The organism is Rhizobium sp. WYCCWR 11146 (assembly GCF_013591995.1).
GTDB classification, from domain to species: domain Bacteria; phylum Pseudomonadota; class Alphaproteobacteria; order Rhizobiales; family Rhizobiaceae; genus Rhizobium; species Rhizobium indicum.
In genome coordinates this window covers 9,782-23,489 of sequence record NZ_JACCEY010000015.1, presented here as the reverse complement: position 1 = coordinate 23,489, position 13,708 = coordinate 9,782, and the positions used below count along the sequence as shown (strand labels likewise).

Sequence of the window (13,708 nt, the reverse complement as noted above, 5' to 3'; positions counted from 1 at the left end):
GGATTGGAACGCCACCATTTTCGTCATGGCGTAGGGACGAAAATGTCTCGGGAGTAGGCAGGGAGTGACGTGACCGAGATCAAGCTCTCCGAGCCGTCAAAGACCGTGGCGAGTTTGCCGCCGGTTGCTTTGAAGGTGTAGGAATGAAGACGATCGCTCTTCGAGCCCGCTGCCTGAACCACGTCGGCGGCTTCATTGTAACGGTAGATGCGCGAGAAGCTCGGCTTCAGCTGCGAGTAAACGTGGCTTTCAGCTTTCTCCGCGTTCAGCGGACCGCGCTCGAATTCGGTCTCCAGCGAAACCATCTCGCCACCGCCTTCGAAGGTCCATGCCTCTTTCACCATGGTTGGCGCAGAGCTGTACTGGACGGAGCGATAAACGTTGTCCGTTGCCTGTTCAGCAATTCCATAGGGACCAGCGCCACCACGGGAGAGTCCATCGAACAGCATAAGGACATCTTGGTCGCTGCCCTTGTGATGGACCGGGAACCCGAAGAGCACGTACCGATAGGGTGCGCCAACTTTGCCGTCGGCTCCAACGGCGAAAAGCTGGTCGACGAACTCGACCTGTAGATTTGCGCCTGCGGAGGGGCCTTCTTTGAAAGTGCTCAGTTCCCAGCCTTCCGGCACGAACTTTCGAAGTGCGGCATCCGACGCCTTATAGGCGAGGATCGTACGAACGTCGGCGTTGCTTCCGCTGAACGTTTCTGCGGCTTCGGCGGCCGTGGGCATTGGCAGCATCGATATGATTGGGGCTGCCAGAGCAGCGAGAACCAATGCCACATCCAAGTGATGAGCCTTGAACATGATATCTTTCCTTTGATTGAGAAGGAGTTTTCGGTGCGGCCGCGACTTACATCGCAGCGAGGCCAGCCTTTGCGCAGACGTCGTCCTGGTCGCCGGTGCCGCCGCTGGCAGCCATCGCGCCGATGATCTTGCCGTCCCTGACTACCGGCCAAGCACCAGGAGCGGCGAGTACGCCGGGCATCGTCAGCATGAACGGACCGGCCTTTGCGGTTACATCATAGAAGGCGCGGGTCGGGCGCTTGTAGAGAGCGGCTGCGGCAGCCTTTTCTTGAGCCGCCTGTGCGCTGCCGAGTTCGGTGTCGTCCATTTTTTCGTAGTAGACAAGTGCGCCATGCGTGTCGGTCACGGCAATAGCCATCGACCATTTGCGAGCCGCACATTCTTTGACCGCAGCGGCGGCGATGACTTTCGCGGTGTCGACGGAAATGTCTGTGCCGTACTTCGGTTCATCCTCGGCGTGGGCCAGGGAAGACATGGAAAGAACGCCAATCGCAGCAGCGACAGTCCAGTTGGAAATCGACATAGGTGTATCCTTTCGTTCTTCGCTTTGATCGGCCCGCGTTTTGCGAGCTTTCGATCCGGTTCCGGAAGGCCGAGCAGGATGAGAAGTCTGGGTTCGTCTACCGCTGGTCTTGAACCCAGAATTACGCCCGGCGACGGGCGTTCTGAATGTCGAAGACTGAAATGGACTATTAGGCCATACCTAAGAAATGGCGGACCGAATTTCGGCAAAAGCGATTTGAGGTAGCAGAATGGCGAATGAAGCTGCCGCGTCTGCCGGGCGAACATGTACGACAAAATTCCAATCCGTGTGCAGGGAAGCGACGCTTACGGACAGCTGCGAGCCTCTTCGAAGCTGGCGTTGGAAGTCCGAGATAACGTTGACGACAGCTATCTTCATGCGCTAACGTTAGCAAAAAGGAGATCGAGATGAGGATTGTGCGATACGAGGCGGCCGATGGGATTCACTATGGGGTCGAGGACGGTGACAGCGTCCAGCGCATCGCTGGTGAACCCTTCAGCGCCATAGAGAGGACTGGAAAGGTGGACGATTTGTCCGAAGTTCGCCTGCTGTGCCCGGTCAATCGTCCGCGCATTTTTGGCGTGGCATACAATTACCGAGAGCACACCAACGAGTCCGGGAAAGAGCAGCCGACACTGCCGGTCCTGTTTATGAAGCCTAGCACTGCGGCGAGCGGCAATGGAGATCCGATCGAATTTCCGCGAGACGGCGAAATCGTACATTACGAGGCTGAGCTGGTCGCGATCATTGGGAAGGGTGGTCGACACATTAGCAATGACGATGCGCTTAGTCATGTCCTTGGATATACATGCGGCAACGACATCAGCGACCGCATCATCCAGCGTCAGGAAAGCAAGTTTGGCTGCCTTTTGGCGGGCAAAGGATACGATACCTTTGCGCCCATGGGTCCGGCGATCGTAACCGACCTTGATCCGGCGAATCTCGACGTCATTCTTCGTCAAAATGGCACCATCAAGCAGTCCGGAAACACCAGCGACCTAGTTTACTCTGTGGCTGACATCGTCGCTTATCTGAGCCGCTTCATGACGCTTTTGCCAGGCGATGTGATCATGACAGGCACGCCCGCTGGGGTCGGCCCGATCAATCCAGGTGATGATCTTGAAGTGGAAATCCCCGGCATAGGCATTTTGAAGAATCCAGTGGTTGCTGCGGCATATTGAGCCCATCCACAGCTTCAAAAGGGCACCGCGGATATCGGTGCCCCTCCGCATCAGCCGTAGCCCGCTCTAACTGTGGCGATTGCCAACTCCAAGGGGCGTGACCCGGAGTCTCGCCTATATGTTGGCAGGAGAAGAATTTGGTTGACTTCATGTTGCCGGGTGATATTGATGCTAACGTTAGCACTATGTTGGATTTTTGCTGCCAACCGTTTTCTGGCACTTGAATGGTGAAAATTGTCGAGACAAGCTGAGGGTAGAGAAATGGCGCGAGTTAGATACGTTCCGAATTCGGAATTGGCAGAAACGCAAGCGGCACTCAATGGGCGCCTGCTTGCGGAAAGAAAGGTGCCGACAGGAAACATTTTTCTAGCACTGGCGAACGCGCCAGCAATTTTGAATGACTTCTTGACTTATGCCAACGCAGTTCGCGCTGCCGACATCAGTCCGAAGCTGAGGGAGATGGCGATCCTAACCGTGGGGTACTGCACCAACTCGGAATATGAGATCGTTCATCACCATTCGCACGGGCTGAAGGCAGGGCTCACCGAAGAGCAGTTCCAAGCTATTCGTTATTTCGAGACCTCCGCCCTTTTTTCTGAAGAGGAGAAGGCGGTCATGGCCTTCGCCAAGGACTCCACTCTAAATGTCGATGTCTCCGACGAGGTTTGGAACGAGGTCGCCAAATTCCTTTCCGAAAAGCAGTTGGTCGAATTGGCGATCAACGTTGCCTGGTACAATTCTGGCGTGCGGTTGATGGGCGCATTGAAAATTGATCTCGAGGACGCATACAAGAAGTAGCGCTCGTGGATCTCCCCGCTACTTCAAGTTAGTCTGGTTTCTGTGTTGTGCGCCGGTTATTTCGAGCTCATAGCGTCCTTGTTCGAGGTCGCGGCGGCGGGTAGGAAGTAGACTTAGGAAAGAGGTGTCGTCGAATGGCGGACACCTCTTTCTGCTTTTGGCTATCAATGATTGGATGGTGCGGCCGTACTGCCTCGAACAATCAATTGGGGTGGAGATATGAAGCTGTATGGCGTGTCTAGGTCGCCCTTATTCTGAAGGTGGTGCAGGAACCAAAGTCCACAAGCGGTCGCGAGCTGCGAAACAGGCAGCTGTACCGTTGTTAATCCTGGCCCCCACCACCGATACCCGAGTTCATCTCCAAAGCCGACGACTGAAATATCTCGCGGTACGCTCAACGCCTGATCCTGTATCTCATCGATAACGCCTGATGTATTCTGCACGGCACCGATCACGAGGGCCGTGGGCCGCTCTTTCAGGGACAGCAGTCGTCGTACGGCTTCCCTGCCGAACTCTGGCGACGAGGGCGCGCCGAGTTCCTCGTAGGTGTCAATCTGATGAGAAGAGGTTTTGACCGCTTCCCGGAATCCTTGAACGCGGGCTGCACCTGTTGGCAAAGCTTCTGTACCGCCGATGTAAGCGATCCGTCGATGACCTACGCTCAAGATGTGCATTGTGCTTTCGTAGAGCGCTCGCCTGTCATCGATGCCGAACCATTGCTCGCCAAGCAGCTGTTGCTTCCGTAGCAGTTGAATGTGAGGGGTCATCTTCAAAAACCGAGCGGAGTCGGGAAGAGGTTTCGCGCTCGGGACCAAGATTATCCCGGCTACGTTTACACTCGTCAGCTCCTTGATGTGACGGAGCTCAAGCAGACGATCGTCATCCGTTTCGCAAAGCGTCAGCTGGTAGTTCGCAGAGAGAAGGCAGCGGGAGAGGGCGTGAGCGATAGTCGAATAAAAGCTGTTCCGAATATCTGGTACGATCAGGCCAACCAAATTGCTCTCAACGCCGCGCATCATGCGGGCCGCCTGATTGGCGACATATCCCACTTGAGTTGCCGCTTCGTTCACCTTCCGCTTCATTTCAGCGCTGATGCGCCGATCATCAGCAAGAGCGCGTCCTACGGTCGATGGTGAAACTTGCAGTATTGCTGCGATGTCTTTGATTGTTACCATAGTTGCCTAGCCCGAACAGTTTTCTGCAGCCAACGATAGCATTGACTCGGCAGTTGTCAAAGCACTGAATTGCACGCAGTTCCCGAGATGTAGCAGAGAGGCTGATTGACGCCCGCTCCGGATTTTCGGCCATTGGTCAAGACTTGTATTTAAAAAAATCATTTGATATCAGATAGATAACTCTGAGGCTGGCGGTTTCCTTCATGGCGCAAAGCTCTGAAACAGTTGTTTAGCTGCGGACATGCGTCATGAGGAAATGGCTTGAATGTCCTTGACATCAAACCTCCATTGTGAAAGTTTGTGCGAACGTTAGCGCAATGGAGGAGGCATAGCGTATGAGTGTCGTATTCATGTCGGTGCCGGTGTCGGTCATCGTGTCCACCGAGAGACGCAAAATCCGATGACCGCCACTCTTTTCTTGCAGTCCGCGGTCGGCGGTATTTTGCTCGGGGGAATTTACGGCCTGCTAGCGATGGGGCTCAGCCTGAGCTGGGGTCTGCTAAAGCTCGTAAATCTCAGCCATTTTGCTCTGGCCTTTCTTGGTGCCTATCTAACCTATGAACTCGGAACCGTGCACGGTATTCCGGCATATCTCAGTGCGCTGTTGATAGCTCCGCTGTTCTTCCTATTCGGCATTGCCCTTCATAGCGTGTTTGTCCGCTTCAAGGTGAAGGAGTTCGCCTCGCTATTGGTTACCTTCGGTGTCACGATCCTGATCGAGTCGCTGATTCAGTGGATCTGGTCGGCGGACTTCCTCCGCTACGAAACGCCCTATGCACAGACTACTTTTCGCATTGGTTCGATCTTCGTCCCCGTGCTGGATTTGTCGGCGTTCGTTTGCGCGGTGCTGCTGGCGGGAGCCGCTTGGATCGCGTTGAACAAAACTATGCTCGGCAAAGCACTGCGTGCCGCCGCCCATGACCCCTCCGTCGCCTCCGCTTTCGGCATCAACTCTACCCGCGTGTCATACATCCTAGCAGGCCTTTGCTCGGCCATTGCCGGTATCGCGGGAGTATTCATTGCCTTGATCGGGACATTGGCGCCCTCACAAATCGAGTCCTGGATCGGAGTTGTCTTTGCTGTCGCTATTATTGGAGGATTGGGTAGCCCCGCGGGTGCATTGGCAGCCGGGATGCTGATCGGTCTGGCCGAGAGCCTCACGATGACTGTGGTGAATCCTGCTTGGGCGCCGCTCGTGGCATTCAGCGTGCTCATTGTCATCCTCCTGCGCAAACCGGTGATATGACTATGAAAAAGCTTCTGATCACGGCGCCGGTATTGGCGGTTTTGGCCTCGCTGCCTTATCTTGGATTGGCTGACTATTACCTTTCCTATCTCTATATCATCTTCTTCTGGGTCGTCCTGGCAACGAGCTGGGGCATCCTCAGTGGTTACACGGGTTATTGGAGCTTCGGACACGCCGCATTTTTCGGAATTGGCGTGTATACGACGGCCACTCTTGCTACCCAGTTTTCCTGGCCGTTCATCGCCACGATACCGGCTGCCGCACTTCTCGCTGCGGTCGTTGCGGTTCTCGTTGGCCTGGTGGTCTTTCGCTCCAGATCCCTGCGCGGAGAGTTCTTTGCTCTGCTGACGCTGTCGGTGACATTCGTTGTGGCGGCGATCGTTTCCAACACCTCGCTGGATTCAGGGACAGGAGTTTTCCTTTCGGGCATCGAGATTCCGATGATCGGGGTTACGGCGTCGGGCTCTCTATACCTGTTTGGGCTCATCGCGGCTTTGATCGCATTGGCGACGTCATACTTCATCTTTCACAGCAAATTTGGCCAAGGGCTGCTCGCAATCCACGACGATGAGGACGTTGCTGAAGTGAAGGGCGTACCAACGTTCCGCTACAAGCTGTTCTCCTTCGCGGTGTCGTCGGCGCTCGCAGGTGGAATGGGCGCGATCCACGCCGTCTATGTCGGCTATGTTACTGTCGGCGAGACCTTTGCGGTAACGGTCCCGCTGTATGTGGTCCTCATGAGCATTCTTGGCGGTGCTCGCCACTGGGCAGGCCCTGCGATCGGTGCGGCTATCATCACCGTGCTTCAAAGTGCCATCGTCAGCGGTGCTCATGCGGAATTTGGCCGTGCTGGCGTGGCTCTTGCGCTGATTATCGTGATCCTCGTGCTGCCGTCCGGTATCGTCCCGAGCATTCTCCGCAAGTTTGCCGACAAGCGTAGTGGACTGGGAGGCAGTGACAGGATCACTCAAGTAGCCGCCCACCTCTCGCCTGCCACCAATGGAAGTTCGAGCCCTGTCCTTTTGAAGTGCGAAGACGTCACCAAATCATTCGGCGGTCTTCGCGCCCTGAACGGGGTAACGCTGGACGTCCAGAGGGGGGAAATCCTTGCCCTGGTGGGCCCAAATGGTTCCGGCAAGTCGACGTTGATCAACATGATCAGCGGCCACTACGCCATGACTTCCGGTACCATTACGCTTGAAGGAGAACAGATCTCCGGCAAATCACCTCATCAGATCGCTCAGAGCGGCATTGCGCGTACGTATCAGATCCCCCGTCTGTTCAATAATCTCACGGTCCTTGAGAACGTGCGGATCTGTGCGGAGTTCGGTAGCGTGAGCGGCATGGGCGTGGCTGGTGCCGATGAGGTTGCCAAGGCCGCTCTCGTCTACACTGGACTGGCGGAAAAGGCCAACGTGCTTCCCGAGGCCCTGAATCTCCACGACAGGAAGTTTGTCGAGTTCGCAAGAGCACTCGCCGCCAAACCTCGTCTTCTCTTACTCGACGAGGTGCTCTGTGGCCTGAATCCGGCTGAGATCGACCACGCTGTTGAAATGATCAAGCGAATTAAGGCCGGTGGCACGACGATTATCTTCGTTGAGCACCTAATGAGGGCCGTCGTCGCACTCGCAGACCGTGTCGCCGTGCTGGATCAGGGCAAGGTTCTTGCCCTCGGACAGCCGACCGAAACGATGCGAGATCCAGCGGTCATCAGTGTATATCTGGGGGGCGGTCATGCTGCTTGAAGTCGCAAATGTTGAAGTCGGTTACGGCGACGCCACCGCTCTCTGGGATGTTTCTATCAGCGTAAAGCCGGGTGAGATCGTTTCCGTCGTCGGTCCGAACGGAGCAGGGAAGAGCACTCTTGTAAACGCCATCGCCGGTATCTTACGTCCGCGCAAAGGGAAGATTGTTATAGAGGGGAACGATGTTTCCAAGGTGCCAAGTCATCGGGTTTGCGACTACGGCATCGCCATCGTCCCGGAAGGTCGTCGTCTTTTCACGGAAATGACCGTGTTGGATAACCTCCTGCTCGGCGCTTTCCGATCCGCAGCCCGAGCCGACCGAAATGCCACTCTTGCGGAAGTCTTCAAGCTGTTTCCGGTGTTGAGAGATCGCCAGGATTCGCTGGCGGGCTCATTGTCAGGGGGCCAGCAGCAGATGGTTGCCATTGGTCGGGGCCTCATGGCAAAGCCTCGCATCCTCCTCATGGATGAACCGTCGTTAGGCCTATCGCCGCTGATTGTCGGGGACATGTTCAAGATCATCCAGATGATCAATGAGCGGGGAGTGGCCGTGCTGCTCGTCGAGCAAAACGTAAACAAGGCCCTTGAGATCGCGCATCAAGCCTATGTGTTTGAACAGGGTCGCGTGACTGCGTCCGGGCTGCCGCAAGTTCTCATCAATGATCCAAGCATCAGGGAGGCATACCTTGGTATCTGACAACTCAAACGGCAAACTGCCGATCAACATTCGACGCGTGGTCACGGAACACGATATGAGGGGGCACGCCACCTTTTCTCAGGACGGCACTCCACCGAGGACAGACGTGTTCAAGTCCATCCCCGGTCTGGTCTCGCGAATGATTTGGGCGACACGGTCGTCGACCGCTATTCCGTTTGACGGAACCGATCCCACTCCATTGGTTACGGACTTCGTTCCCGAGCCCGGAGAAACACGGTTTTTAGTGCTAACGTTCCCACCAGATACGGTGTTCGCCTCGCCTGATTTTGACCCGCAAGCGGCAATGGCCGAAAATCTGGCCGTCAGTCCTGGGCTGGCTGAGCGCTTCGAGCCAGATGGCAAACATCGAACTCCGACGGTCGATTACGGAATCGTGCTCGACGGGGAGATCTGGATGGAACTCGACAACGGCAACGAGACCCGTCTGGGGCAATTCGACACGTTTGTGCAGAACGGAACGCGCCATGCCTGGCGCAACAAGAGCGACAAACCAGCGACCATAGCAGTGGTTCTGATTGGTGCACGAACGCCTGATGAGCAGGACTATGAAGACGGTCTTTGACCTATCGAAAACGCAAATTTCAATCTGACTATGTGGACCATTTGAACATGAGCAGCACCGAAATTCGAAAAGTACAAGGCCGTCGCGTCTGGGATTCCCGCGGCAGGCCTACAGTCGAAGTAGAGATCACACTTGCTTCTAACGTCACCGGCAGGGCCATTGCGCCCGCGGGGGCGTCGACCGGCACTGGCGAAGCACTCGACCTTCGTGACGGCGGTAGCGCCCTTGGTGGCCTAGGCATCAACACGGCTTTGGCTGCCGTAAACGGCGAAATCGCCTCCTTGCTGATTGGTCGCGACGCTAAAGACCAAGCCGAACTCGACCATGCCCTGATCGAGCTGGACGGTACTCCGAACCGGAGCAGGCTGGGAGGAAATGCGACCGTTGCCACGTCGATGGCTCTGCTGCACGCCACTGCTGCTGCGTCGGGTCATCCCATCTGGCGGCATCTTGCCGGCCCCGACGGAAGGGTCATTATGCCACTGCCGGAAATCCAGATTTTCGGGGGTGGGGCACACGCGGCACGCCGCGTCGATGTGCAGGACTTCATGATCATGTGCCCCGCTGCCTCGTCTTTCTCGGAGGCGCTGGAGTGGACCGCTGAGGTATACCGTGCGGCCGGGGACATCATGAAACGCGCCGGGAAGCTCCAGGGTGTAGCGGACGAGGGAGGCTACTGGCCCGCCTTCGCAAATAATGAAGAGGCGCTGGATACCTTGGTGCGTTCGATCGAAGCCGCAGGTTTGAAGCCGGGCAGTCAGGTCGCAATTTCACTCGATATCGCGGCCTCTGAGTTCGGTCGTGGCGGCAAGTATTCGCTGGCGTTGGAAGACAGAAAGCTTGATACCGCCGACATGATTGAAATGCTGGGTGGGTGGCTGAAGGCCTATCCGATCGTATCGATTGAAGATCCACTCGCCGAGGATGATCCGGCGGGCTTCGAAGAATTTACCTCCCGGTACGGCTCCAGTTGCCAGATCATTGGCGATGATTTCCTCGTGACGAATGCCGCGCGAGTTACTGAGGCGATCAAGACCGGCAGCGTCAATGCGGTTCTGATTAAACCGAACCAGGCTGGAACGATTACGGAGACCTTCGAGGCGTTGTCTGTCGCCAAGAAAGCTGGCTTCCGAACTATCGTTTCCGCTCGGTCTGGGGAGACCGAGGACGTTACAATTGCTCATTTGGCGGTGGGTTGGGGTGCGAAGCAACTCAAAGTCGGCTCGTTCTCTCGCTCCGAACGCATGGCCAAGTGGAATGAGGTTCTTCGCATCGAAGAAGTGCTCGGAAAGGAGGCCGTGTTTGCTGGTTGGTCGGCACTGAACCTGGCTGAAAACCCGGTCTCAGCGGCTGCGGTGGGATGACATTCCATGGGCCAAATGTGCATTTCACTCAAAAACAAGCGTTGACAAACAAACCGGCCTTTTTATGCTAACGTTCGCAAAGATGGATGAGGATGATATGCTTCCGGCTGTTAATTTGAAGCCGCCTTTCAACATCACACGCTTCAGCCACATTGTGCTTGAGGTGAATGATGTTGAACGTAGCCGCGATTTCTACGTGAACGTCGGAGGCTTGGTTGAAACCGAATTCGCGGATGGCGTTTCTTATCTTCGCGGATTGTCCGAGGCCTGCCATCACAGTCTCGTTCTTTCGCCGGCCAAGGGGAGGCCGACTTGCAAACGAATTGGTTATCGGGTGTTTCTGGAGGAGGACCTCGACAAAGCCAAAGTATTCTTTGACGAAAAGGGCCTCCCGGCGGAGTGGGTTGACGTTCCAAACCAAGGGCGGACCCTTCTGGTAAGTGATCCCGCAGGCGCTCGCATCGAACTTTGCGCCTCGATGACTGTCCATCCCCGTAAATTTTTGGAGGTGCATGAGCATCGCGGTGCACGGGCTCAAGGTCTGGATCACTGCCAGGTCATTGTCCCTGATCCGCTGGCCTTGAGCGCTTTCTACGGGGAGCTGGGCTTCCGGACTTCAGAGTACATCGCGGCAGGCAATGACCTCCTTGCGAACTTCATGTATCGCAAGGGCGGATGTCTGGATCTGGCCCTGGTGCCGGGCGTCGGACCAAGAATGCATCACTTCGCTTATATTGTTTCGGAGAGCAGCGACATCTTCGCCGTGTGCGATTTTGCCAGCCGTTACGGATATGCCGAGAACGTAGAACGCGGACCGGGACGGCATGGTCCGTCAGGCGTCCTGTTTGTCTACCTGCGCGATCCGGATGGGCATCGAGTCGAGTTCTTCAACAATCATTACACCACGATTGACGTCGAGCTGGAACCGATCCGTTGGGACGCGGCATCACTGAGCACCAACGTGCATTGGGGCCTGCCTGCGGTTTCCAAATGGTACTTCGAGGCCAGCGATTTTACGGGGGTACGGCTGGAGCACCCCGAAAAGTTGCCGAACCCGATGACGCTGGAACGTTACGCCGAAGGCCTCACAAAGGGCTGACAATACCGCCGTCGATTGTGTCGGCGGACGACGTGAGGACTAACGCCAAGTCCGCTGTACTGCGATGTAGTTAACTGGATGCATCTGGGAGGATGAGATGAGTGTAAATTCCATTAAAATGAACAGAAGGTCGTTTCTGGGTTCTGCAGCAGCAGCGGCAGTTTTTAGCTCGATGCCAAGCGCTTTTGCGCAGGAAACGCCCATCCGGGTAGGTGGCACGCTACCGTTGACAGGCCCGCTTGCTGGCGTGGGCGCAATCCACAAGCTTGCGGCGAATGTCTTTGTCGAGCAGATCAATGCCAAGGGTGGTATCCTTGGCCGCAAGGTAGAATTCGTTCTGCTCGACGACCAGTCGCTTCCTGCGAACGCTCGCACGCTCTACGAACGCCTGGTAACTGCCGACAAGGTTGATCTGCTGATGGGCCCTTATGGCACGTCCTCGATCATTGCAGCGATGGGTGTCGCTGCACGCTTCAAGAAACTCCTTGTCCAGAGCAGCTTGGGAGATCCGAGCCTCGCGCCATATCCACTGCAATTCCCGTCTCTTCCGATCGGGCCCGAGCCCCATCTCACTGATACGGAAGTGGTTTTGGATGCATACGCGAGCCTTCCAAACCCTCCGAAGACGATCGCATTTATCACCAGCAAGTTTCCCTCCGCGCTGACTATCGCAAAGGGCGGGAAAGAGGTGGCCGAGAAGCGCGGAATCGAGAATGTTCTCAGCCTTGAGTATGAATTCGGCACGAAGGATTTCGGCGCAATCGCAAACCGCATCAAGGCAGCCGATCCGGATCTGCTGTGGTCAGGTGCCATTGGCATGGAGGCCGTCCAGCTCCTCGATGCAATGAGCCGCATCGACTACCAGCCCAGGAACCACTTTTATCTCTTCCCGGCTCCAGGCCCGACTGCCGCCCATCCCAAGGCCAACGGCTTGACCTCGCTGACCTGGTTTGAAGCGCAAGAGCCCTTCCTTTCGTATCCGGGTGCCCAGGAGTTCGTGACCGCCTACAACAACAGTGCGAAGGCTGCAGGTTTCCCGTATCCGCGCACCGAATATCAGGCTGCTGTCGAATTCGCTGCATGGCAGATCCTTGCCGCGGCGGCAGAAGGCGCAGGAAAATTCGACGACGCAGCAATGGCTGCCTGGCTGCGGTCCAATACGGTGGAAACCGTCGTAGGCCCGAGAACCTTCGAGGGCAAATTCAATGCCGGGAAGCAGTCGACGAAGCTCAAGCAGGTCCAAGGAAATGATTGGGTCACCGTTTGGCCCACCGAATTCCGTCCGGCCGAGGCGAAGTTTCTCGCACCCTAATGAATATTGCTTCGGCGCTTTGCCGAGCAAACTTTTATGAAACAGCAAAGATGCAGTCGGTCGGGCGAGGCCCGGCCGGTGCGCCCTATGGAGGAGTTAATGGTTAAGACTATGATCGCAGCTCGGTTGCATGCTCTGCATCAGCCGATGTCGTTGGACGAGATCCCGGTTCCGAAGCCCCGGCCCAGCGACGTCCTTGTACAGGTCAGGGCCTGCGGTATCGTTCCGAATATGGCAAATGTCATCAATAACTGGCCAACGTGGTTTCCGCACCAGCCGCTGCCGAAACTTCCGGCTGTTTTTGGCCTGGACCCTGCCGGTGTGGTTGCCGAAGTTGGTGAGGCGGTTACGAATGTCAGGGTCGGGGACCGGGTTTATGTGAGCCCACTCAGGTCCTGTGGCTCCTGCAAGGCGTGCCGGTCCGGCCATCGCAGCCAATGCCGATACTATACCTTGAACGGCTATTTCAGTACCAGCCGCGATGGTCAGAGGATCTTCGACCTTTACCCATATGGCGGTTTCAGCCAGTACATGACCGCGCCGGAATATTCACTTGTCTGCCTGCCGGACAACCTTAGCTTTGAACAGGCGGGCCGCTTCGGCTATCTCGGTACTTCCTATGGCGCTCTGAAAAATGCGCAAGCTGGACCTGGTCAGGTCGGCCTCATCGATGGGATCACTGGCACCCTTGGCCTCGCCGCAACGAAGCTCGGCCTCGCAATGGGTCTTTCCAAGATCCTTGGAACAGGCAGAAGCAAGGAACTGCTCGATCGCATAAAGGCTATCGCCCCTGATCGTATCGACACGATCGTGCTCGGGGAGGGCTCGACCGGAGAATGGGCGAAGGCCCAGACCGGCGGCGAAGGCGCCGACTTCGTTATCAGTGCTTTGGGTGCCAGGGCACCGGCATCTACTATGATCGACTCCATGCGCGGCGTTCGTCGGGGCGGTCGCGTGGTTGTCGTTGGCGGCGTCTCCGAGGATGTTCCGGTCGACGTGAAGTGGCTGATGGACGAGCAAGTCCAGCTCATCGGTTCCAATTGGTTCACCGCTGCGCAAGGGCAGGAAATGGCGGACATGGTGGCGACGGGTGCGCTGGACCTTTCATACCTTGAGCACAAAATCTATCCTCTTGAGCGGGTGAATGAAGCGATTTCCGGCATAGGCGAACGCGATGGC

Annotated in this window: 13 protein-coding genes; 10 read left to right on the top strand and 3 right to left on the bottom strand. The window is 56.4% G+C overall.

From position 1 onward, the window contains the following. Positions 1–23: 23 nt before the first annotated feature. Positions 24–806 (bottom strand): hypothetical protein, encoded by a 783-nt coding sequence (locus HX899_RS08810; protein ID WP_180196729.1) that lies wholly within the window; start codon positions 804–806, stop codon positions 24–26. A 46-nt stretch (positions 807–852) separates the two neighbouring features. Next, on the bottom strand, positions 853–1,329 hold the full coding sequence (locus HX899_RS08805) for a heme-binding protein (protein ID WP_181292253.1): 477 nt from the start codon (positions 1,327–1,329) through the stop codon (positions 853–855). A 407-nt stretch (positions 1,330–1,736) separates the two neighbouring features. Between HX899_RS08805 and HX899_RS08800 the strand changes: the two genes are divergently transcribed. Both HX899_RS08800 and HX899_RS08795 read left to right on the top strand, forming a co-directional pair. Further along, a complete protein-coding gene (locus HX899_RS08800; protein WP_181292252.1) occupies positions 1,737–2,510 on the top strand; it encodes a fumarylacetoacetate hydrolase family protein in 774 nt (257 codons plus the stop codon). A gap of 294 nt (positions 2,511–2,804) precedes the next feature. Then, positions 2,805–3,308: a carboxymuconolactone decarboxylase family protein gene (locus HX899_RS08795; protein WP_246697084.1), complete on the top strand. Its 504-nt coding sequence runs from the start codon at positions 2,805–2,807 to the stop codon at positions 3,306–3,308. Between the two features lie 164 nt (positions 3,309–3,472). Here the strand turns inward: HX899_RS08795 and HX899_RS08790 are convergent, their stop codons facing one another. Next, positions 3,473–4,483 carry a LacI family DNA-binding transcriptional regulator gene (locus HX899_RS08790; protein ID WP_181292251.1) on the bottom strand — a complete coding sequence of 337 codons (1,011 nt, stop codon included), beginning with the start codon at positions 4,481–4,483 and terminating at the stop codon, positions 3,473–3,475. Positions 4,484–4,883: 400 nt separating this feature from the next. Here HX899_RS08790 and HX899_RS08785 point away from each other — a divergent pair, with 400 nt between their 5' ends. The 8 genes from HX899_RS08785 to HX899_RS08750 all read left to right on the top strand — a co-directional run. Then, positions 4,884–5,729, top strand: a complete 846-nt coding sequence (locus HX899_RS08785; protein ID WP_138390036.1) for a branched-chain amino acid ABC transporter permease — start codon at positions 4,884–4,886, stop codon at positions 5,727–5,729. Between the two features lie 2 nt (positions 5,730–5,731). Then, positions 5,732–7,474, top strand: a complete 1,743-nt coding sequence (locus HX899_RS08780) for a branched-chain amino acid ABC transporter ATP-binding protein/permease (RefSeq protein WP_180196733.1) — start codon at positions 5,732–5,734, stop codon at positions 7,472–7,474. Further along, a complete protein-coding gene (locus HX899_RS08775; RefSeq protein ID WP_138390038.1) occupies positions 7,464–8,171 on the top strand; it encodes an ABC transporter ATP-binding protein in 708 nt (235 codons plus the stop codon). Before HX899_RS08780 ends, HX899_RS08775 begins: the two co-directional genes overlap by 11 nt. After that, the gene (locus HX899_RS08770) at positions 8,161–8,754 is read left to right on the top strand and encodes a cupin domain-containing protein (protein ID WP_181292250.1); all 594 of its coding nucleotides are present in this window, start codon (positions 8,161–8,163) and stop codon (positions 8,752–8,754) included. Before HX899_RS08775 ends, HX899_RS08770 begins: the two co-directional genes overlap by 11 nt. 47 nt (positions 8,755–8,801) lie before the next feature. Next, positions 8,802–10,118, top strand: a complete 1,317-nt coding sequence (eno, locus tag HX899_RS08765) for a phosphopyruvate hydratase (RefSeq protein ID WP_181292249.1) — start codon at positions 8,802–8,804, stop codon at positions 10,116–10,118. 97 nt (positions 10,119–10,215) lie between these two features. Further along, complete coding sequence (locus HX899_RS08760) at positions 10,216–11,217, top strand: VOC family protein (protein WP_181292248.1); 1,002 nt, start codon at positions 10,216–10,218, stop codon at positions 11,215–11,217. Between the two features lie 97 nt (positions 11,218–11,314). Continuing rightward, positions 11,315–12,529, top strand: a complete 1,215-nt coding sequence (locus tag HX899_RS08755) for an amino acid ABC transporter substrate-binding protein (protein ID WP_180196738.1) — start codon at positions 11,315–11,317, stop codon at positions 12,527–12,529. 111 nt (positions 12,530–12,640) lie between these two features. Then, positions 12,641–13,708 (top strand): alcohol dehydrogenase catalytic domain-containing protein (locus HX899_RS08750; RefSeq protein WP_181292356.1); only part of this gene is annotated, 1,068 nt, incomplete at its 3' end.